General features: G+C 37.4%; 21 protein-coding genes. 20 read left to right on the top strand and 1 reads right to left on the bottom strand.

Annotated features, from left to right (window positions below; translation table 11 throughout):
* The first annotated feature begins 121 nt into the window (after window positions 1–121).
* The 18 genes from QUE18_RS13375 (at window position 122) to QUE18_RS13290 (ending at window position 15,515) form a co-directional block, all read left to right on the top strand.
* Window positions 122–1,561 (top strand): NAD(P)/FAD-dependent oxidoreductase, encoded by a 1,440-nt coding sequence (locus tag QUE18_RS13375; RefSeq protein ID WP_009204138.1) that lies wholly within the window; start codon window positions 122–124, stop codon window positions 1,559–1,561.
* Window positions 1,561–2,826, top strand: coding sequence for an NAD(P)/FAD-dependent oxidoreductase (locus QUE18_RS13370; RefSeq protein ID WP_008393178.1), 1,266 nt, complete (start codon window positions 1,561–1,563; stop codon window positions 2,824–2,826). The genes QUE18_RS13375 and QUE18_RS13370 overlap by 1 nt, the downstream gene beginning before the upstream one ends.
* Window positions 2,827–2,828: 2 nt before the next feature.
* Window positions 2,829–3,179 (top strand): DUF1667 domain-containing protein, encoded by a 351-nt coding sequence (locus QUE18_RS13365; RefSeq protein ID WP_008393177.1) that lies wholly within the window; start codon window positions 2,829–2,831, stop codon window positions 3,177–3,179.
* A 44-nt stretch (window positions 3,180–3,223) separates the two neighbouring features.
* The gene (locus QUE18_RS13360; protein WP_008393176.1) at window positions 3,224–4,267 is read left to right on the top strand and encodes a glycerol-3-phosphate dehydrogenase; all 1,044 of its coding nucleotides are present in this window, start codon (window positions 3,224–3,226) and stop codon (window positions 4,265–4,267) included.
* A gap of 181 nt (window positions 4,268–4,448) precedes the next feature.
* Complete coding sequence (glpK, locus tag QUE18_RS13355) at window positions 4,449–5,942, top strand: glycerol kinase GlpK (protein WP_008393175.1); 1,494 nt, start codon at window positions 4,449–4,451, stop codon at window positions 5,940–5,942.
* Window positions 5,943–5,987: 45 nt separating this feature from the next.
* Window positions 5,988–6,701 carry an MIP/aquaporin family protein gene (locus QUE18_RS13350; RefSeq protein ID WP_008393174.1) on the top strand — a complete coding sequence of 238 codons (714 nt, stop codon included), beginning with the start codon at window positions 5,988–5,990 and terminating at the stop codon, window positions 6,699–6,701.
* 163 nt (window positions 6,702–6,864) lie between these two features.
* Complete coding sequence (locus QUE18_RS13345) at window positions 6,865–7,284, top strand: PPC domain-containing DNA-binding protein (protein WP_009265234.1); 420 nt, start codon at window positions 6,865–6,867, stop codon at window positions 7,282–7,284.
* A gap of 25 nt (window positions 7,285–7,309) precedes the next feature.
* A complete protein-coding gene (gene asnS / locus QUE18_RS13340; RefSeq protein WP_008393172.1) occupies window positions 7,310–8,695 on the top strand; it encodes an asparagine--tRNA ligase in 1,386 nt (461 codons plus the stop codon).
* Window positions 8,696–8,747: 52 nt separating this feature from the next.
* Complete coding sequence (locus QUE18_RS13335) at window positions 8,748–9,356, top strand: hypothetical protein (protein WP_008393171.1); 609 nt, start codon at window positions 8,748–8,750, stop codon at window positions 9,354–9,356.
* A gap of 91 nt (window positions 9,357–9,447) precedes the next feature.
* Window positions 9,448–9,894, top strand: a complete 447-nt coding sequence (locus QUE18_RS13330; RefSeq protein WP_008393170.1) for a GatB/YqeY domain-containing protein — start codon at window positions 9,448–9,450, stop codon at window positions 9,892–9,894.
* Complete coding sequence (locus QUE18_RS13325; RefSeq protein ID WP_009204136.1) at window positions 9,891–10,424, top strand: cysteine hydrolase family protein; 534 nt, start codon at window positions 9,891–9,893, stop codon at window positions 10,422–10,424. The genes QUE18_RS13330 and QUE18_RS13325 overlap by 4 nt, the downstream gene beginning before the upstream one ends.
* A gap of 59 nt (window positions 10,425–10,483) precedes the next feature.
* On the top strand, window positions 10,484–11,149 hold the full coding sequence (locus QUE18_RS13320) for an Rpn family recombination-promoting nuclease/putative transposase (protein ID WP_330380032.1): 666 nt from the start codon (window positions 10,484–10,486) through the stop codon (window positions 11,147–11,149).
* A 147-nt stretch (window positions 11,150–11,296) separates the two neighbouring features.
* Window positions 11,297–11,671 carry a GntR family transcriptional regulator gene (locus QUE18_RS13315; RefSeq protein WP_009204134.1) on the top strand — a complete coding sequence of 125 codons (375 nt, stop codon included), beginning with the start codon at window positions 11,297–11,299 and terminating at the stop codon, window positions 11,669–11,671.
* A complete protein-coding gene (locus QUE18_RS13310; RefSeq protein WP_009204133.1) occupies window positions 11,671–12,522 on the top strand; it encodes an ABC transporter ATP-binding protein in 852 nt (283 codons plus the stop codon). Before QUE18_RS13315 ends, QUE18_RS13310 begins: the two co-directional genes overlap by 1 nt.
* Window positions 12,523–12,536: 14 nt before the next feature.
* Window positions 12,537–13,169 (top strand): ABC-2 transporter permease, encoded by a 633-nt coding sequence (locus QUE18_RS13305; protein ID WP_008393154.1) that lies wholly within the window; start codon window positions 12,537–12,539, stop codon window positions 13,167–13,169.
* A gap of 9 nt (window positions 13,170–13,178) precedes the next feature.
* Window positions 13,179–13,805, top strand: a complete 627-nt coding sequence (locus QUE18_RS13300) for an ABC-2 transporter permease (RefSeq protein WP_009204132.1) — start codon at window positions 13,179–13,181, stop codon at window positions 13,803–13,805.
* Between the two features lie 154 nt (window positions 13,806–13,959).
* Window positions 13,960–14,187, top strand: coding sequence for a hypothetical protein (locus tag QUE18_RS13295; protein WP_008393152.1), 228 nt, complete (start codon window positions 13,960–13,962; stop codon window positions 14,185–14,187).
* Window positions 14,184–15,515 carry an MATE family efflux transporter gene (locus tag QUE18_RS13290; protein ID WP_009204131.1) on the top strand — a complete coding sequence of 444 codons (1,332 nt, stop codon included), beginning with the start codon at window positions 14,184–14,186 and terminating at the stop codon, window positions 15,513–15,515. The genes QUE18_RS13295 and QUE18_RS13290 overlap by 4 nt, the downstream gene beginning before the upstream one ends.
* Before the next feature lie 110 nt (window positions 15,516–15,625).
* On the opposite strand, the gene gdhA is transcribed toward QUE18_RS13290, so the two are convergent.
* Complete coding sequence (gene gdhA, locus QUE18_RS13285; protein ID WP_008393150.1) at window positions 15,626–16,960, bottom strand: NADP-specific glutamate dehydrogenase; 1,335 nt, start codon at window positions 16,958–16,960, stop codon at window positions 15,626–15,628.
* Between the two features lie 205 nt (window positions 16,961–17,165).
* Here gdhA and QUE18_RS13280 point away from each other — a divergent pair, with 205 nt between their 5' ends.
* Window positions 17,166–17,912: a glycosyltransferase family 2 protein gene (locus QUE18_RS13280; protein WP_009265223.1), complete on the top strand. Its 747-nt coding sequence runs from the start codon at window positions 17,166–17,168 to the stop codon at window positions 17,910–17,912.
* Window positions 17,875–20,454: a YfhO family protein gene (locus QUE18_RS13275; protein ID WP_009204129.1), complete on the top strand. Its 2,580-nt coding sequence runs from the start codon at window positions 17,875–17,877 to the stop codon at window positions 20,452–20,454. Before QUE18_RS13280 ends, QUE18_RS13275 begins: the two co-directional genes overlap by 38 nt.
* Window positions 20,455–20,474: the final 20 nt, after the last annotated feature.

Genomic DNA, 20,474 nt, shown 5'->3' with positions numbered 1-20,474 from the left:
AATAGAAAAACTCTGAAAACCGCATAAAATAGGCGTTTGACGGGTTTGACAGGCAAAAAAAATTATGGTTAGATAGAGTCAGAAAGCAACAAAAGCAAGTGAAAAACAGGAGGGAATAACAGTGTATGATGTAGCAATTATCGGTGCAGGGATCACAGGCTGCGCTATCGCCTACGAACTTGGAAAATATAATGTGAAAGCTGTAATCGTTGAAAAGGAAAATGATGTTTCTGTAGGAACAACAAAAGCAAACAGCGCGATCATCCATGGAGGATATGATCCAAAGCCTGGAACAAAGATGGCAGAGTACAATATCAAAGGAAATGTCTATACAAAAGAATTATGTGAGAAACTGGATGTACCTTACAAACAGATCGGAGCATTGGTAGTTGCATTCAGTGAAGAAGAAAAGAAAACACTGGAAGAATTAAAACAAAGAGGTATCACAAACGGAGTTCCTGATATGGAAATCTGGGATAAAGAAAAACTTCTAAAAGAAGAACCAAATCTTTCAGACAAAGCTGTTGCGGCTTTAAGTTCTCCAAATGTAGGAATCGTAAGTCCATGGGAATTAGCCCTGGCACTTGCAGAAACAGCCGTATTAAATGGAGTTGAAGTGAAACTTAATACAGAAGTTTCCGGAATCGAAAAAGAAAATGATACATATAAGATAGAAACAAACAACGGAGTGATCGAAGCAAAATACATTTGCAATGCAGCAGGTGTTTTCGCAGACAAAGTTAATGAGATGTGTAATGAAAAGACATTTGAGATTACACCAAATAAAGGAGAATATTACCTAATGGATAAGAGCCAGGGAAATCTGGTCAATCATGTAATCTTCCAATGTCCAAATGAAAAAGGAAAAGGAGTTTTAGTTGCTCCAACGGTTCATGGAAACCTGATCGTTGGACCAGATTCACAGCCAAGTGCGGCGAATGATGTATCAACAACAAAACAGGGACTTGATTTTGTGAGAAATACAGCATTAAAATCTGTACCAGGAATTAATTTTAGAGAGTCTATTAGAAATTTTGCTGGAGTCAGAGCAAGAACAGCAGATCATGACTTCCATATTTATGAAGATAAAAACAACAAAGGGTTTATTAATATCGCAGGAATGCAGTCACCGGGATTATCATCCGCATGTGCAATTGCACCAGATATTTTAAAGATGCTTGAAAATTCAGGACTTACATTAGAAGCAAAAGAAGATATCGTAGATGAAAGACATATCGACCGCTTCAAACATTTAAGTCATGAAGACAGAGAAAAATTAGTAGAAAAGAATCCAGCATTCGGAAAGATCATCTGCCGTTGTGAAACGATCACAGAAGGTGAGATCATCAACGCAGTGCATCGTCCAATTCCAGCAACATCCATTGATGCGGTTAAGAGAAGATGTAATGCAGGTATGGGAAGATGCCAGGGTGGTTTCTGTGGACCAAGAGTTCAGGAGATCATCGCAAGAGAGCTGAATAAACCATTAGCAGATATTCCACAGGATCGTTTGGGAACAAACATTATCACAGGAGAAACAAAAGATGGAGGTGCCAAATAATGAAGTATGATGTAATCGTTGTAGGTGGAGGACCTGCAGGACTGGCAGCAGCAGTGGAAGCAAGTAAAAATGGTGCCGAAAAAGTTCTGGTTGTAGAACGTGATCAGGAACTTGGAGGAATCTTAAATCAGTGTATTCATAATGGATTTGGACTCCATTATTTCAAAGAAGAATTAACAGGACCTGAATATGCAGGTAAATTCATTGATATGTTAAATGAAACAAATATCGAAGTGATGCTTGATACGATGGTTCTTGACGTAGATGAAACAGAAAAATGTGTACATGCCATGAATAAGAAAAATGGTTATATGAAACTTGAAGGTAAATCCATTATCTTAAATATGGGATGCCGTGAAAGAACAAGAGGAGCCATCGCGATCCCTGGTGATCGTCCGGCTGGAGTGTTTACAGCAGGTGCAGCACAGAGATATGTGAATATCGAAGGATATATGGTAGGTAAGAAAGTACTGATCTTAGGATCCGGAGATATCGGACTGATCATGGCAAGACGCATGAGTTTAGAGGGTGCAAAAGTAGTTGGATGTGTAGAGCTTTGTCCATATTCTAACGGATTAAACCGTAACATCGTACAGTGCTTAAATGATTATGATATTCCACTGTATTTATCACATACGATCACAGATATTCAGGGTGATAAACGAGTTGAGAAAGTTATCGTATCAAAAGTTGATGAAAAGAATCAGCCAATTCCAGGAACAGAGATGGAATTTGATGTAGATACTGTATTATTATCTGTTGGATTGATTCCAGAAAATGAATTAACAAGATCTGCTGGAATCACAATGGACCCGGCAACAAGCGGTCCAGTTGTATATGAAAACATGGAAACTTCAGCAGAAGGAATTTTCGCAAGTGGAAATGTCGTTCATGTTCATGACCTGGTAGACTTCGTTACAGCAGAAAGCCAGAAGGCAGGAAAGAGTGCTGCAGAATACGTAAAAAATGGAGAAACAAAAGATCAGACATGCATTGATATCAAAAATGGAGATGGGGTCAACGGAATCGTGCCACAGAAAGTACGTCCATCTAATGTAGACAAGAAAGTTGAAGTTATGTTCCGTGCAAGAAACGTATTTACAGATGTAGCGATCAAAGTAAGATCAAATGGTGAGGAACTTGCTTCCTTTAAGAGAGAACACATGGCACCAGGAGAAATGGAAAAGATCGTTATTCCGAAAGCATTTTTAGATAAAGTAGAAAATGGTGAGATCACAGTATCTGTAGAAAAGGTAGGTGCATAAAGATGACAGATTTAATTTGTATCGTATGTCCAAAAGGATGTCATTTAAAAGTTGATGAAGAAAATGGATATAAGGTTACTGGAAATGGATGCCCAAGAGGAGCCGCTTACGGAGAAAAAGAACTGGTAAATCCAACACGAGTGATCACTTCTACAGTCAGAGTAGAAGCAAAGACTGCAAGAAGAGTTCCAGTCAAAACCGCAAGTGATATTCCAAAGGGTAAAATCTATGATATCATGAAAGAATTAGATAAAGTAACAATGAAAGCTCCTGTAGCGATCGGGGATGTAGTGATCCCTAACGTATTAGGACTAGGAGTTGACGTTGTAGCTTGCAAAAAAGTAGCAGAATAAATAAAATGATTAAGTAAAATATTTAAATTTCAGGAGGATAACAAATGAGCGTTATTACATTTGTTTGTGCAGGTCAGATGAACTCTGCGATCACATTCCCAGCATTCGAAAATGGACACGAGGTACGTCTGGTAGGATCACCTTTAGACAGAGATATCATTGATGGATTAAAGAAGGATAATTTCCATATCACATTAAAGAGAACTCTTCATGATGGGATCAAATATTATCAGATCGAAGAATTAGAAGAAGCATTAGAAGGAGCAGACTTAATCTTAGGTGGAGTAAGCAGTTTCGGACTTGACTGGTTCTGTGACGAAATCCTTCCAGTATTACCAGAAGATGTACCTTTATTAACAGTAACAAAAGGTATGGTAGATTTAGATGACGGAACTTTAGTTCCTTATCCACATATCTTCGAACAGAGACAGCCAGAAGGAAAACATATTAACTTTAACGCCATCGGTGGACCATGTACAAGTTATGAATTAGCAGACCATGATGACAGCCATGTAGCTTTCTGTGGAAAAGACATGGAAACATTAAAATTCATCAAATCTTTATTAACAACAGATTACTATCACATCAGTCTTTCTACAGATGTTGTAGGTGTTGAGTGTGCCGTAGCCATGAAGAATGCTTATGCATTAGGTGTGTCTCTTGCAGTTGGTTTAGCAGAGAAGAGAGATGGAGAGATCGGAGCAGTACATTATAATTCTCAGGCAGCATTGTTTGGACAGGGTGTCAAAGAAATGATCCATCTGTTAGAACTGATTCATGGTGGACCAGAAAACATCATTCACGGAGCTGGTGACTTATATGTAACAGTCTTCGGTGGAAGAACTCGTAAGATTGGTACATTATTAGGACGTGGACTGACATTTGATCAGGCAATGGAAGAATTACAGGGTGTAACTTTAGAGTCTATCGTTATTGCAACAAGAACAGCTCGTGCCGTACGTAAACTGGCAGAAAGAGGCGTTGTATCTTTAGATGACTTCCCATTGTTAATGCATGTAGATGCGATCATCAATGAAGGCGCAGAAGTTGATATTCCTTGGGAAAAATTTACGACTGTTGTAGAATAATAAAATAAAAAATTAGAAATTCACGAAAATACTCTCTTTTTGAACAAAATTTAGTGAAAAAAGAGGGTTTTTTCGACCTTTTAAATTTAAAAAAATGCACAAAAAAAGATAAATAATAGACACAAAATTATGCATAATGTAATATGAACATATAATAAAAGAGTCATAGGAGGTAGTTATTATGAAAAAATACATTATGGCACTGGACGCAGGGACAACAAGTAACCGCTGTATCTTATTTAATGAACAAGGTGTGATCTGCAGTGTTGCACAGAAGGAATTTACACAGTATTTTCCTCATCCTGGATGGGTGGAGCATGATGCGGATGAGATCTGGTCTTCCATGCTTGGAGTAGCAGTAGAAGCAATGAACAAGTTAAATATTACACCAGATCAGGTTGCAGCCATCGGAATTACAAACCAGAGAGAGACAACGATCATCTGGGATAAGAATACAGGAGAACCTGTATATCATGCAATTGTCTGGCAGTGCCGAAGAACATCTGAGTATTGTGATCAGCTAAAAGAAAAAGGTCTGACAGAGAAATTCCGACAAAAAACAGGATTAATGATCGATGCTTATTTTAGTGGAACAAAAGTAAAATGGATTCTTGACAACATACCAGGAGCACGTGAAAAAGCAGAGGCAGGAGATCTTTTATTTGGAACAGTAGAAACATGGCTGATCTGGAAACTGACAAAAGGAAGAGTTCATGTTACAGATTATTCAAATGCTGCAAGAACTATGCTATTTAATATTAATACCCTCGAATGGGATGATGAAATCCTTGAAGAACTTGGAATTCCAAAATCAATGCTTCCACAGGCAAGACCATCCAGTGAAGTTTATGGAATGGCAGACGAAAGTTATTTTGGAAAAGAAATTCCAATCGGAGGAGCAGCAGGAGATCAGCAGGCAGCATTGTTTGGTCAGACATGCTTTACAGCAGGGGAGGCCAAAAATACATATGGAACAGGGGCATTTCTGTTAATGAATACAGGAACAAAACCAGTATTTTCTGATAATGGACTGATCACAACCATTGCATGGGGCTTAGATGGAGAAGTTAATTATGCATTAGAAGGGTCTATTTTTGTTGCAGGAGCAGCAATCCAGTGGTTAAGAGACGAGATGAGACTGGTAGATTCATCACCAGATTCTGAATATATGGCTTCAAAAGTAAAAGATACAAATGGCTGTTATGTAGTTCCTGCATTTACAGGACTTGGTGCGCCACACTGGGATCAGTATGCACGAGGAACAATCGTTGGTATCACAAGAGGTGTCAATAAATATCATGTGATTCGTGCGACATTAGAATCTCTGGCATATCAGACATATGATGTGTTAAAAGCAATGGAAGCAGATAGCGGAATCAAATTAAGTGCATTAAAAGTTGATGGTGGAGCAAGTGCAAACAACTTCTTAATGCAGTTCCAGTCAGATATTCTTAATACAGAAGTACGTCGTCCAAGATGTGTTGAGACAACTGCAATGGGAGCAGCTTATCTTGCAGGACTTGCCGTTGGATACTGGAAAGATAAAAATGACGTTATCAACAACTGGAATATTGACCGCAAGTTCCATCCAGAAATGAAAGAGGACGAAAGAGAAGAAAAATTAGCAGGATGGGAAAAGGCAGTAAAATATTCTTTCGGATGGGCTAAAAATTAATATATCATGCAAAACTAAAAAATTAAGAGAAAAGAGGGAAAAACTATGTTACCTTATATTGCAGAATTTATCGGAACAATGCTTTTAATCTTGCTTGGAGATGGAGTTGTAGCAAATGTAAACCTTGAAAGATCAGGAATGAAAGGTGCAGGGGCTGTGCAGATTACATTTGCATGGGGACTTGCGGTACTTGTACCAGCATTTATTTTTGGATCTTCATCAGGAGCTCATTTTAACCCGGCACTTACGATCGCACTTGCGGCGATTGGTAATTTCTCTTGGTCTATGGTGCCAGGATATGTGATCGCTCAGTTTGCAGGAGCATTTGTAGGAGCAGTCCTTGTGTATGTCTTATTTGCAGGGCAGTTTGAGGTAACCAAAGATCAGGGAACAAAATTAGGAGTATTTTGTACAGGACCTTCTATTGCAAACACAGGATTAAACCTGTTAAGTGAGATCATTGGAACCTTTGTTTTAGTTTTTGCGATTCTTGGAATCGGAAATGTGGAAAATGCAGGTTCTATGGGACTTAACTATTTCTTCGTATTTGCAATCATCGTTTCCATTGGTATGTCACTTGGTGGATTAACTGGATATGCGATTAATCCAGCCAGAGATTTAGGCCCAAGACTTGCACATGCAGTTCTTCCAATCCCAGGGAAAGGGGATTCTAACTTTGGATATGCATGGATTCCAGTTGTAGGTCCAATTATTGGAGCATTGCTTGCGGGTGGTTTATTTGTGATTATTCCATGGTAGGGGTCAGGTAAATGAAAGTAGAATAAAGATTGAAGAGATGGATGTTTTCTTAGACAAGAAGACATCCATTTTTTTAATAAAATCAATGAAAACACCTAGAAAAGAAATAGCACGTGCGTTAAGATATATGCAGGATTATAAAATCAAAAAGGAGTCGATGATCATGGAATACAAAAAATTCAACAATCAATACGTAATAAGAATTGACAAAGGCGAAGAAATCTGTGCAAAATTAAAAGAGGTCGCCCAAAAAGAAAATATCAAACTTGCATACTTAACAGGAATCGGGGCAGCAGGCAAAGTAACAGCTGGTGTTTTTGATACAAAGGAAAAAGTATTCAAAGGCCATACATGGGAAGGTGATCTTGAGATCGTTTCCATTGGTGGGAATATCAATACTATGAATGGGGAAACTTATACACACTTCCATATCAGTGTTGCGGATGAATCAGGGAATGTCTATGGAGGTCATCTGACAGAAGCAGTGATCAGCGGAACCGGAGAACTTGTATTAACTGAGATCGAAGGCACAGTTGACCGCAAGTTTGATGAAGAAATCGGGCTGAATTTATTTGAATTCTAAGTGAAAAACGGAGGACAAAGATAACATGGAAATGATGACAGGAAGAACATTATTCCGAAATTACAAAGAATATGATCAGAAAGAAGTAGAGATCTGCGGCTGGGTAAAAAGCAATCGTGGATCAAAGAAATTCGGATTTCTGGTTATTAATGATGGTACATTTTTTGAACCGATTCAGGTTGTATATGATCAGGAGATGGGCAACTTTGATACGGTCAGCAAATTAAATGTTGGAACAGCTGTGATCGTTAATGGAACTGTGATCGTGACACCAGATGCGAAACAGCCATTTGAGATTCATGCAAAGAGTGTAGAAGTCGAGGGAGAATGCCCATCCGATTATCCATTACAGAAAAAACGTCATACATTAGAATATTTAAGATCTATCTCTCATTTAAGACCAAGAACGAATACGTTTCAGGCAGTATTCAGAGTTCGTTCTCAGATTGCATATGCGATCCATAAATTCTTTCAGGAACGTGATTTTGTATACGTGCATACACCATTGATCACAGGACAGGACTGTGAAGGTGCTGGAGAGATGTTCCAGGTAACAACGATGGATCTTAACAAGATCGCTGAAGAAGGAAAAGTTGATTATGAACAGGATTTCTTTAAGAAGCCAGTCAGCTTAACCGTCAGCGGACAGCTTGCAGGAGAGACTTTTGCACAGGCATTCCGCAATATTTATACATTTGGACCAACTTTCAGAGCTGAAGATTCCAATACAACAAGACATGCAGCAGAATTCTGGATGATCGAGCCAGAGATCGCATTTGCAGATCTTGAGGATAATATGATCCTTGCAGAGCAGATGATCAAATATATCATCAATTATGTGATGGAGCATGCACAGGAAGAATTACAGTTCTTTAATAAATTCGTAGATAAAGGATTATTAGAACGTTTGAACCATGTAGTATCTTCTGATTTTGGAAGAGTTACTTATACAGAAGCAGTAAAATTATTAGAAGAACACAATGATGAATTCGAATATAAAGTATCTTGGGGAATTGATCTTCAGACAGAGCATGAACGTTATCTGACAGAGAAGATCTTTAAGAAACCAGTGTTTGTCACAGACTATCCAAAAGAGATCAAAGCATTTTATATGAAGATGAATGAAGACAACAAGACGGTTGCAGCCATGGACCTTTTAGTGCCAGCTATTGGAGAGATCATCGGGGGAAGCCAGAGAGAAGATGATCTTGCGAAACTGGAAGAGAGAATCACAGAATTAGGTATGAAACCAGAAGATTATGATTTCTATTTAGATCTTCGCAAATATGGTTCCACAAGACACGCAGGATTTGGTCTTGGATTTGAACGTATGGTAATGTACGCAACAGGAATTGCTAATATCAGAGATGTCATTCCATATCCAAGAACCGTAGGAAAATGTCAATATTAAGATGAATTATGCATATACTATTACGAGAGCAATTTTTAGGAGGTAGTAGTATATGCATTCTATTTGGCAGGAACAGATGGAATTTCCAGTTTATCCGATTTTAAAAAGAGATAAAAAAACAGATATTTTATATGTAGGTGCAACCCTGAAACATGCAATAGAGGCAAATTTTCAAAAAGAAATGGGAAGATCAGTTATGATCATTGAAGAAAAAAGTATTGGAGATATGCCAGAACTTGGTGGCATGGGGATTTTGAAAGCAACGAACATGAATGAATTTAAAGAGCTCTGTATTTTGAAAAATTATATTATAAGACAACATATTCCATGTGATCTTGAAATTATTTCAGAGACAAGCATTCAGGTCCATCCAGTGAAGTTGTTTTTGTTTATGACGAAGGATGTTGAAGTATATGAACAGACAAAGATCACTGCAAGACAGGGGAAACGTCTGGATATCGAAAGTGCCTATATCGATGCAGGACAAGTGATCGAAGACGACAAACCTTGTGAGAAGAGATATATTCATGTATTTTCAGAAGCAGGTTTTCCAGAAATCACGAAGCCAGATATTCTGGAGATCAGAAAATATAAAGAAGATTATCTGGTGTTGTCGTATCAGAGAAAATTGGAAGGAAGCCGGCATTCTTGGGAAATATAATTGAGTCATGTTGTAAAATTAGTGAAACGAAGATAGTATTTTGTGCTACAATAGATGTCAAGAGAACATTTATACAGGAGGATAAGAAACTATGAGTATGATTGATGTAATCCGCAAAGAAATGATGACAGCGATGAAGAATAAGGACAAAGAGAGAAAAGAAAGTCTTTCTATGTTATTAAGTGCATTAAAAAACGCACAGATCGATAAGAGAGAAGATCTGACAGAGGCAGAAGAAAACACAATTATCGCAAAAGAGATCAAACAGACAAAAGAGACAATGGATACTTGCCCTGCTGATCGTACAGATATCATTGATGAATGTAAAGCAAGATTAGCAGTCTTAGAAGAGTTTGCACCAGAGCAGATGAGCGAAGAACAGATCGAAGCTGAAATCAATGCTGTATTAGCAGAACTTGGAATTGATGCGCCAACAATGAAAGACAAAGGAAAAGTTATGAAGAACCTGATGCCAAGAGTCAAAGGAAAAGCTGACGGTAAACTTGTAAACCAGCTGGTAGGAGCTAAACTTTCATGAGAAATATACTGATTGTCGTCGATATGCAGAATGATTTCATCGACGGAAGCCTTGGAACCAAAGAAGCACAGGAGATCGTAACACCTGTTGCGGGAAAGATTCGTAATTTTGAGGGTGATATCTATGGAACACTCGATACACATGAGGAAGATTATCTTTCCACACAGGAAGGAAAGAATCTTCCAGTCAAACATTGTATCTGTGGAGAAGACGGCTGGGCATTAAACAGCGAAATCATGCGGGCAATCGCAGAGACGAAAGCAGAAGTCCATGATTTCTGTAGAAAAGGAACTTTTGGTTCTATGGAACTGGCACAGATATTGAAGGAAACATATGAAGATCAGGAAGTTGAAATCGAACTGATTGGATTATGTACGGATATCTGTGTGATATCCAATGCAATGCTGATTAAAGCAGCACTGCCGGAAGTGAAGGTAAGTGTTGATTCTTCATGCTGTGCAGGAGTGACTCCTGAGAGTCATAGGAATGCGTTGGAAGCTATGAAGATGTGTCAGATTGAGATAGCATAATTAGTTGTAAATAAAGGGCGATATGAAGTCGCCTTTTTATTTTGGATTAAAATGTAAAAATTTATCTGAACAATAATAAGAAAATCAATATAGAAATGCAAAATCGTTATCAGAATGATTGGACGGAACGAAGTTTGTTTTATAATTGCAGGATGTTTACAGATGGATTTTATCACGGACAATCATATGGAGAATTAGAACCATGTATACATATAGGTATTTTAGATTTTAATTTGATGAGGAGTCAAGGTTTTCATCATCATATTAAATTATTGGATATAAAAACAGGGGAAGAATATAATGACAAATTGCAATTTCACGTGGTACAATTAAAGAAATTAGAAAATGCTGCCAAGGAAGAAAAAGAAACGGAACTATACTATTGGGCAAAATTACTTGCAGCAAAAGATTGGAAAGAAGTTGACGATACGATTAAAGGAAATCCATATAGAGAGGCGGTGAAAGATGAGATGTATAAAATGAGTCAGGATGAAAGAGAACGATATTTGTATTTGCGAGAAGAAATGGCATATAGTGATGAAATCAGCAGGATGAAAACTGCGAGAGAAGAAGGATTGGAAGAGGGAAGAAAGGAAGGAAAGCAACTATTTTTACAATGTATAAGATTAAAAAAACAAGGTTTTTCAAAGGAAAAAATAGCAGAAGAATGTCAGGTTGATATACCTGAAGTAGAAGAAATCTTGAAAGAAATAGAAGATTTATAAATTTAACAAATTAGAATATAGCATAGATAATAATCACAAGTGGTAATAAGAAATTACTGCTTGTGATTATTTCTTTTATCTTGACAATTACAAATCAAACTGTATATACTGTACATATACAGTAAAACAAAGAAAGGAGAGAATTAAGTGAAAATCATAATCAGCAATGTCAAGAATCAGCCAATCTATGAACAGATTTATGAACAGATCAAGAATTTGATCATTACAGAAGAACTAAAAGCTGGCGAAATGCTTCCATCGATTCGAGGACTTGCGAAGGATTTAAGGATCAGTGTGATCACAACAAAGAGGGCGTATGATGAGCTTGAGAAAGATGGATTTATTAATTCTGTGGCAGGAAAAGGCTGTTTTGTGGCGGAGAAGAATCTGGAGCTTATCAAGGAGGAGAATTTAAAGAAGGTAGAACAATATTTGGAGAAAGCAGTGAAGCTTTCAAGAACATGCGGGTTAACAAAAGATGATCTGATCGAAATGATCAAGATCATTGGAAAGGATGAATAATGAAGAATGCATTAGAATTACAAAATGTATCAAAGTCATTTAAAGGATTTGAAATGAAAGATATGACATTTTCACTACCAGAAGGTTGTATTCTTGGACTTGTCGGGAAGAATGGGGCAGGGAAAAGTACTACGATCCGTCTGATTATGGATATGATTCACAAAGACAGCGGAACAATCTATGTGTTAGGAAAGAATATTGAGGAAGATTTTACAGAGACAAAACAGGATATTGGAGTCGTTCTGGATGAGCCATCATTTCCAGAATATGTGACAGCAGACCAGATGAACAATATCATGAAAAATATTTATAGAAACTGGGATGAAAAACGATATTATGAATTGATCGATCAGTTTGAACTTCCAAAATGGAAAAAGCAGTTTAAGAATTACTCGAAAGGAATGAAGATGAAACTTGCAATCGCGGTGGCACTTTCACATCATGCAAAACTGTTAATTCTAGATGAACCAACGAGCGGACTAGACCCATTTATGAGAGATGAGATTTTAGATATTCTTTATGAATTTACAAGGGCAGAAGATCAGTCTGTTTTAATATCTTCTCATATCGTGAGTGATTTGGAAAGACTTTGTGATTATATTGCATATATTGATCAGGGAAGTTTGAAATTATATGAAGAAAAAGATTGCCTGATTGAACAATATGGAATCTTAAAATGTTCCAAAGAAGAGCTGAAAGAATTTGACGAACAGGCAGTTAAAGGAGTAAGAGAAAATCCATATGGAGTTGAAGCATTGGTAGACAGATCGAAGATGCCGAAAGATTATAAGACAGATATGGCAACATTAGAAGAAATTATCGTATTTCTCTCAAAAGGACAGGAAGAATAGAAGGAAGTGTGGGTATGAAAGGATTAATACGAAAAGAATGGTATAGTTTGTGGAGTCAGTATCGGATACATATGCTGGCAATGCTGGGGTTAGGAGTATTGCTGCCAATTATAAAAAATACAGACTTTTTCCCTGATGAATCTTTTTGGATATATTGTGCAGTAATAACGATTTTCTATATTCTAATGCATTCGGTAGAATATGAAAAAAAATCAAATTGGGATATGTACAGAGCAACATTTCCAATCAATGGAAGGGAGATTGTTGTTTCAAAATATATCTTTGGTTTTGGGATCGTGATAATCGCGAGTATCTTAGTTTTTGCAGGAAGTATGATCTGCCAGAAGATGATAGTGGGCAGAATCAATATTTACTTTATTGGTCGTGTTGTAAAAGCTATATGGATTAACGGTACATTGGATATGATATTTGTATTTCCGATTTTGTGCAGATATGGATATGACGAAGGAAGGGTATCTGCAGCGATGATCGTATGTTTTCTTGGAATGCTTTACCCATATAGGTTGCAGCAATTGTTATTAAATCTGCCATTCCCGACCATTGTATTTATGATTTTGCTATTTATCATTTGGTGTTTTTCAGGTGTATTGAGTTGCAAATTATACGAGAAGCGGAATGATCAATAAGGAGGCAGTATGAAAGGTTTGTTATTAGAATACAAATACAGGATTATGGAATCTGGAATTAAATATGTGATTTGGATACTTTTAATTCTTCAGCTGATCATAGGTTTTTTTGGATTTGGTACTGGTGGGGCTGTTTTGTCAGCACTTTTGGTAATACAAATCAATGACACAATGATTGATGATCAAGCCTGTGGATGGAATCAGTATTGCAAGATCTTACCAGTCAGTGGAAGGAAACAAGTTGGTATGAGGTATCTTCTTGGAATTGTAGCGACAGCAATTATGACCATCATATTTTTGATCGGAAGAGCACTTGGCGTTCTCAATGTTGAAGTTCCGTTCTATGAAGTAAAGCAAGTGATTCAATGGATCGTTGTAGTAAGTTTCTTATGCATGTCAATTCAGATTCCAGTAAATCTCATGCTACATTTAAAAAATATAAGAAACAGACTTGTAGGATTGCCATTGTTTTTAGTTTGCTATGTAGGAGGTAGATTGATCTTTTATGCAATACGAAAAATACCAAGAATTCCGGGGAGTCAGGTGTTTTTAAAGAATGCAGTAGTGATATCAATTGTAATGGTTTTGGTTTCTTATATTGGTTCGGTTTTGATGTGGAAATATAGGAAATCGTAGTGGTTAGCAAAAGAAATGCAATCTATACTGTCCTAATAACATCATTTATGCTAAAATAAAAATCGTCTGTAATACGGCAATAAAAATCGTATTACAGATGATTTTTATTTTACAAAATTTTCAAACATAACAAAGAAAGAAGGAAAAACAATATATGGACACATACTACGTCACAAGAATCGAAGAACCAGACTTCGGTTGTGAAGGCCGCCCGGAAGGACAGGAAATCAAAGATAAAGTATATTTAAAAGAAGAAATAACGAAGGAAGAAACAATAATCTTCATGGAAGATAAATTACTATACGAAAGAGATATCAATGAAGGAATGAAAGTTGTGATCGATGGAGATGGAAGATTACAGAAAGCGGAGGATCGATCATGAAAGATCTGACAAAAGGAAAGATTTCAACATTGATCTTAGGATTTGCGATTCCAGTATTTTTAGGAAACTTATTACAGCTTACATACAGTCTTGCTGATACAAGAATTGTCGGAAGTTTTCTTGGAGAGCGATCACTTGCTGCAGTTGGTGCAACGACAACGATCAGTAACTTGATCGTTGGTTTCTTATTAGGTCTGGCCAATGGATTTGCGATCATTACAGCGCAGAAATTTGGAGCAGGTGATAAAAAGAGAGTTCGAAGATCATTTGTGATCGCACTTGTGTTAGGAGTGATCGTTTCTGCTATTTTAATCTTGATCGGAACGGTATTTATCAATCCGATTTTAGGATTTTTGAATGTTCCAGGCAAATTATTTATCGAAGCGAAACAATATATACTGATCATTATCATTGGTTTATGGGTCACGATGTTTTATGATATTTTGATGGCGGTGATGCGTGCCATCGGAGATACGTTAACACCATTATTGATCCTTGCGATTTCTGTAGGATTAAATATCGTACTGGATCTTTTATTTGTTGCAGTATGGAAAACGGGAACATGGGGTGCGGCAGCAGCAACTGTGTTGGCACAGTTTATCGCATTGGTCATTTGTTGCTTTTATATGATTCACAAGTACGAATTATTACGTCTGAATAAAAATGATTTTAAAGATCTGGAATCTAAAATGATCAAAGAAATGCTGGCGACAGGAATGTCTATGGGATTTATGAGTTCTCTTGTGAATATTGGATCACTTACATTACAGACAGCAATCAATAAGCTTGGGCAGGAAATTATCGTAGCCCATACAGCGGCAAGAAAGATCACAGAAATATATATGATCATGTTCAGTGTCTTTGGCCAGACGATGGCAACATTCTGTGGCCAGAATATGGGAGCTGGGAAAGTTGACAGAATTAAGAAAGGTATGAAACTAGCGATCATTTATACATGTGTCTGGTCAACTTTTGCGATGATCGCAAGTTATACGATCGGACCGCAGTTAGTCCATATGGTTACAGGAAGTCACAAAGATGTAGTCATTGTAAATGCAACAAATTACCTGAAGTTTAATACGATCTTTTATTATGTGCCAGCGGTCATCAGCATAGTAAGAAATGTTATGCAAGGAATCGGGGATCAGATTACACCATTAGTATCCAGTGGATTAGAAATGGTCGGAAAAGTGGTGATCGCATTTACATTAGTTCCTTTGATGGGATATGCAGGTGTTATCGTAGCAGAACCGATCGTATGGTTTATCATGGTTATTCCATTGCTCGTACAGATCATAAGAACACCGAAATTAAAAGCAAATAAATAAAACCCAAAAAGCGGAGAATCCATAAAAGGATCTCCGCTTTCTACATACACATGACATTATTTTAATTGAACATTCCGTCCCACGGGAACATTCTTCTTTCTTCTTAAGGATTAAACAATACCCTGAGCTGTCATTGCATCTACGACTTTCTCGAATCCTGCAATGTTAGCACCAGCTACATAGTTTCCTTCCATTCCGTAACGTTTTGCAGCGTCATCTAAGTTGTGGAAAATGTTAACCATGATGTTCTGTAATTTTCCATCAACTTCTTCAAATGTCCAGCTTAATCTTTCGCTGTTCTGAGACATTTCAAGAGCAGATGTAGCAACTCCACCAGCGTTAGAAGCTTTACCAGGTGCGAATAAGATTCCGTTTTTCTGTAAGTATTCTGTAGCTTCTAATGTAGTAGGCATGTTAGCACCCTCTGCAACTGCGTAACATCCGTTTGCTACTAACTGTTTAGCATCTTCTAAGTGTAATTCGTTCTGAGTTGCACATGGAAGAGCAATGTCAACAGGAATAGACCAAACTCCTCTTCCTTCGTGATATTCAGCACTTGGACGAGCAGCAGCGTATTCTGTTAAACGAGCACGTTTTACTTCTTTTACTTCTTTTAATAATTCAACATCGATACCATCTTTGTCATAAATCCATCCTGTAGAGTCAGAAGCTGTAACAACTTTAGCACCTAACTGCTGAGCTTTTTCGATTGCGTAAATAGCAACATTACCAGCTCCAGAAACAGCAATTGTAGCACCTTTGATAGATTTACCATTACATTTTAACATTTCGTCTGTGAAGTAAAGAAGTCCGTATCCTGTAGCTTCTGTACGAGCTAAAGATCCACCATAAGATAAACCTTTACCTGTTAAAACTCCTTCATAAAGTCCACGAATTCTCTTATACTGACCGAACATGTAACCGATCTCTCTTGCACCAGTTCCGATATCACCAGCAGGAACGTCTGTATCTGCTCCGATGTATTTGCAAAGCTCTGTCATGAAGCTCTGGCAGAATGCCATGATCTCACGGTCAGATTTTCCTTTAGGATCGAAGTCAGATCCACCTTTACCACCACCGATAGGAAGTCCTGTTAAAGAGTTTTTGAAGATCTGTTCAAATCCTAAGAATTTGATGATTCCAAGGTTAACAGATGGGTGAAGTCTTAAACCACCTTTGTAAGGTCCGATCGCACTGTTGAACTGTACACGGTAACCTGTGTTAACATGAACCTGTCCTTTGTCGTCTACCCAAGGTACACGGAATTTGAACTGGCGTTCTGGGTTTACAAGACGTTCAAGAAGAGCATCTCTTCTGAAAGCTTCTTCGTTTGCTTCAACAACGGCTCTTAATGATTCTAAAACTTCTTTTACAGCCTGATGGAATTCAGGTTCTGCTGGGTTCTGAGCAACTACCTGCTCGATCACTTCATCTACGTATGACATTTTGTTTCCTCCTTATAAGTCATAATGATATGTGTGTTTAAAACAGAGGGTATCTTCTTCAAATGGGTGTTGGCACATCCCAAAAGATAAAACAAAAAGAGGTCGGAAAACGCCTCTTTTTCTCAATGACGCCTTTGTCTTAGAATTATTATATAAGATATGGTATAATATTTCAAGAAAATCAATACGCAGGAAGGAAATTAGTATGAAATCTGTGGCAATGGCCTTTTATAATGGCGCGAAATATATAGATGAGCAAATAAGATCGATTCTTGATAATATGGAAGAGACAGATGAACTGATCATTTCAGTGGATGATGCTAGTGATGGATCAGAAGCAATACTTGAGGATTGGGTCCAAAACGACCAAAGAATCCGCATAATTAAAGGACCTGGGAAGGGTGTCGTAAAAAATTTTGAGAATGCATTTAAGCATTGTCGAGGGGAGATCATCTTCTTATCTGATCAGGATGATGTGTGGAAAAAAAATAAAATGAGAGAGATTGAGCGTGTATTTGAAGACCCGAAAGTGATGGCAGTTGTTCATGATGCACAGATTGTAGATGAAAAACTTTCATCTTTAGATCAAACCACTTTTGAGTGGAGAAATAGCGGAACAGGCTTCTGGAAGAATATGAAAAAGAATTCCTATATCGGATGCTGTATGGCAGTCAGAAGATCCGCAATGAAAAGAATTCTGCCGATTCCAGATGACATCTGGATTCATGACCAATGGATCGGATTGCTGTCAGAACAACTCGGGAAAGTTGTATTTTTGGAGGAACCTCTTATTTATTATCGAAGACATGGGGGAAATGTTACGGAATTGACCCATGGTTCGATCGCATCCATGATCAAAAAAAGATATCATATGATCATGGGAATCAATCACCGTGTAAAAGAATGGAGCAGACATGACAAACAAAATCAAAGACATATTGAAAACTCATAAGTATCTGTTACTCTCGTTTTTTCTGCCGGTTCTTCTATTAGAAGGAATCGCGATCGCAGAGAAGATACAGCCATTTGGCAGTGAATCATTTCTGATCGTTGATGCATTGCATCAGTATTTGCCCTTTTTTGCAGATTATCAGGAAAAATTAAAAAGCATGGATTCGATGTTTTATTCTTTTCATGCAGGTCTTGGATACAATTTCCTTGGACTATGGGCGTATTATCTGGCAAGTCCACTAAATCTGGTGATCGCACTTGTGTCAAAATCAATGCTTACGATGATATTAAGTCATTTGTATGTCTTAAAGATCGCACTGTGCTGCTTTACAGCCGCATTTTATTTTAGAAAACGTCGTGGAAAGGATGAGATATCCATTGTTGCGTTCGGAATGGCATATGGATTATGCAGTTATATGGTTGGCTACAGTTGGAATATTATGTGGATGGAAGTCATGATGATGCTTCCACTCATTTTGTATGGTATTGATAAGCTGATCAAAGAACATGATGGAAGACTTTATTGTTTTGCATTATTTATTTCTTTATGGTGTAACTTTTATATGTCCTATATGACATGTTTATTTTTAATCTTGTGGTATTTACTATATTCACATAAAAATGTCAAAGAATTTTTTACAAATGGATTCCGCTTTGCAGGATATTCACTGTTATCTGGAGCAATGGCAGCGGTTGTGTTACTGCCAGCTTACCTTGGGATCATGCAGACATCCTCAGCCAAATTACAATTTCCAAAAGAATTATGGTATGGAACATTTGGAAATCTGTTTTCCAGACATTTTCTTGGGACAACACCGCTTACGATGGCGGTAGATGACAGTAAGATCAATTTATATTGTGGAATCTTAACCTTATTAATGGCAGGATTTTATCTGGCAGTTAGAGAAATTCGCCTGATCGATAAGATTCGAAGATTGTTATTACTTGTATTTTTATTTTTTAGTTTCAATATGCCTGTCTTAGGTTATGTTTGGCATGGTTTTCATGATCAGTATGGAATTCCAAACCGCTTTGCGTTTTTGTATATTTTTGCATTGCTTGCGATGGCGTATGAAGGATATTGTGTGTTGGTAAGAGGCAAAAGAAAAGTTTCACTGTGGATTTATTTTGCAGTGATCCTATGCGGTATTTTGATCGGAATCACAATGAAAACGTCGACAGTGAAATTGGAAATGAAAACGGTTTACGCAACAGTTGCAGCGATCGCAGTTTATATGGTTTGTTTCGCATTATATCAGAAGAAGATTTTCAGGAAGAAAATATTTACGACATTGATCTGTTTCTTATTTATAGTAGAAACCGCAGCGATGGCAGTGATGGGATTTCAGGAAAATGGAACCGTCGATACAGATAGTTATTTTCAGGATACCAAAGCTATCACAGAAGTAAAAAAAGAGTATCAGAAAAATGTAGAGATAAGAATGGAATTGATCAGTGGGCGTATGCTTGATGAAAGTATCTGGCATACCTTAAATGGAATGACATTGTTTGGTTCCACAGCACAGGGAAACGTTGTCGATATGATGGATCAGCTTGGATTCTACACGGGTGTAAATGAATATTTATATGAAGGTGCAACGCCATTTACAAATAATCTGATGTCCATGAAATATCAGATTTACCGTCCATATGATACGAAATATACCGAATTTTCACTAAAAGAAAGTGTTGGAAATGTCACGGTTTATAAAAATCCTTATCGAACAGCACTTGCCTATACGATGGATGACTTGGTACAAACTTGGGATTATGAAGATTATAATCCATTTTATGTACAAAATGATCTGGCAACGAGTGCATTTGATGTTGATGAGTTGTTTCATATAGTCAAAACAGCTAAGCCGCAATTAAACGATTGTAAGATCACATCCGATAATGGTGATGGAGAATATGTATTTGAAAATACATCCGCCCGACCAGATAACATGGTATTTACGATCAGATCAACAAAAACAAGGCGGTTGTATATTCATTTTGATGGAAGCCAGGTAGAAAATACTGTGATCGAGAAAAATGGAGAACAGGTTTTGACGGGAAGGCTGGATTCACAGATTATTTATCTTGGAAACGTGCAGAAAGGTGATGAGATCCGTATCAAAATGCAACTCAAACAAGATAATGAAATGTCTGGAGTTGTAAGACTGACAGCAGCGGAACTTGATGAAGAAGTGATGGAAGAACTTGCACAGAGGATGCAGGAAAATGCATGGAAACTTACCAGTGCCAAAGGAAATCATCTAAGTGGAACGATCCATGCACAGGAAGATCAGATGTTATTTTTCTCAATTCCATACGATAAAGGATGGACGGTGAAGATTGATGGCAAGAAAGTGAAAACAAAAGCACTTGGGAAAGCATTTTTGACAGTGAAAGTGCCGGAAGGAAAGCATAAAGTTTCACTGACTTATGTATCTGTTGGATTTAAAGAAGGGGCAATTTTGAGTATTGCAGGTTTTGTTGTTTTTATCCTGATCATGGCTTTTTTCAGAAGAAAGAAAAAAGCTGCAGTTAAAGAAGTATAAATTTTCGTAAGAAATTCTTA

The sequence above is a fragment of the Anaerostipes hadrus ATCC 29173 = JCM 17467 genome (assembly GCF_030296915.1).
In the GTDB taxonomy this organism is placed as follows: Bacteria; Bacillota; Clostridia; order Lachnospirales; family Lachnospiraceae; genus Anaerostipes; species Anaerostipes hadrus.
This window is presented reverse-complemented; position numbering and strand designations above follow the sequence as displayed.

Coding starts and splice junctions, on each gene's coding strand:
- QUE18_RS13370 (WP_008393178.1), top strand. CDS start 1,561: ATGAAGTATGATGTAATCGTTGTAGGTGGAGGACCTGCAGGACTGGCA.
- QUE18_RS13365 (WP_008393177.1), top strand. CDS start 2,829: ATGACAGATTTAATTTGTATCGTATGTCCAAAAGGATGTCATTTAAAA.
- QUE18_RS13360 (WP_008393176.1), top strand. CDS start 3,224: ATGAGCGTTATTACATTTGTTTGTGCAGGTCAGATGAACTCTGCGATC.
- glpK (WP_008393175.1), top strand. CDS start 4,449: ATGAAAAAATACATTATGGCACTGGACGCAGGGACAACAAGTAACCGC.
- QUE18_RS13350 (WP_008393174.1), top strand. CDS start 5,988: ATGTTACCTTATATTGCAGAATTTATCGGAACAATGCTTTTAATCTTG.
- QUE18_RS13345 (WP_009265234.1), top strand. CDS start 6,865: ATGGAATACAAAAAATTCAACAATCAATACGTAATAAGAATTGACAAA.
- asnS (WP_008393172.1), top strand. CDS start 7,310: ATGGAAATGATGACAGGAAGAACATTATTCCGAAATTACAAAGAATAT.
- QUE18_RS13335 (WP_008393171.1), top strand. CDS start 8,748: ATGCATTCTATTTGGCAGGAACAGATGGAATTTCCAGTTTATCCGATT.
- QUE18_RS13330 (WP_008393170.1), top strand. CDS start 9,448: ATGAGTATGATTGATGTAATCCGCAAAGAAATGATGACAGCGATGAAG.
- QUE18_RS13325 (WP_009204136.1), top strand. CDS start 9,891: ATGAGAAATATACTGATTGTCGTCGATATGCAGAATGATTTCATCGAC.
- QUE18_RS13310 (WP_009204133.1), top strand. CDS start 11,671: ATGAAGAATGCATTAGAATTACAAAATGTATCAAAGTCATTTAAAGGA.
- QUE18_RS13305 (WP_008393154.1), top strand. CDS start 12,537: ATGAAAGGATTAATACGAAAAGAATGGTATAGTTTGTGGAGTCAGTAT.
- QUE18_RS13300 (WP_009204132.1), top strand. CDS start 13,179: ATGAAAGGTTTGTTATTAGAATACAAATACAGGATTATGGAATCTGGA.
- QUE18_RS13295 (WP_008393152.1), top strand. CDS start 13,960: ATGGACACATACTACGTCACAAGAATCGAAGAACCAGACTTCGGTTGT.
- QUE18_RS13290 (WP_009204131.1), top strand. CDS start 14,184: ATGAAAGATCTGACAAAAGGAAAGATTTCAACATTGATCTTAGGATTT.
- gdhA (WP_008393150.1), bottom strand. CDS start 16,960: ATGTCATACGTAGATGAAGTGATCGAGCAGGTAGTTGCTCAGAACCCA.
- QUE18_RS13280 (WP_009265223.1), top strand. CDS start 17,166: ATGAAATCTGTGGCAATGGCCTTTTATAATGGCGCGAAATATATAGAT.
- QUE18_RS13275 (WP_009204129.1), top strand. CDS start 17,875: ATGACAAACAAAATCAAAGACATATTGAAAACTCATAAGTATCTGTTA.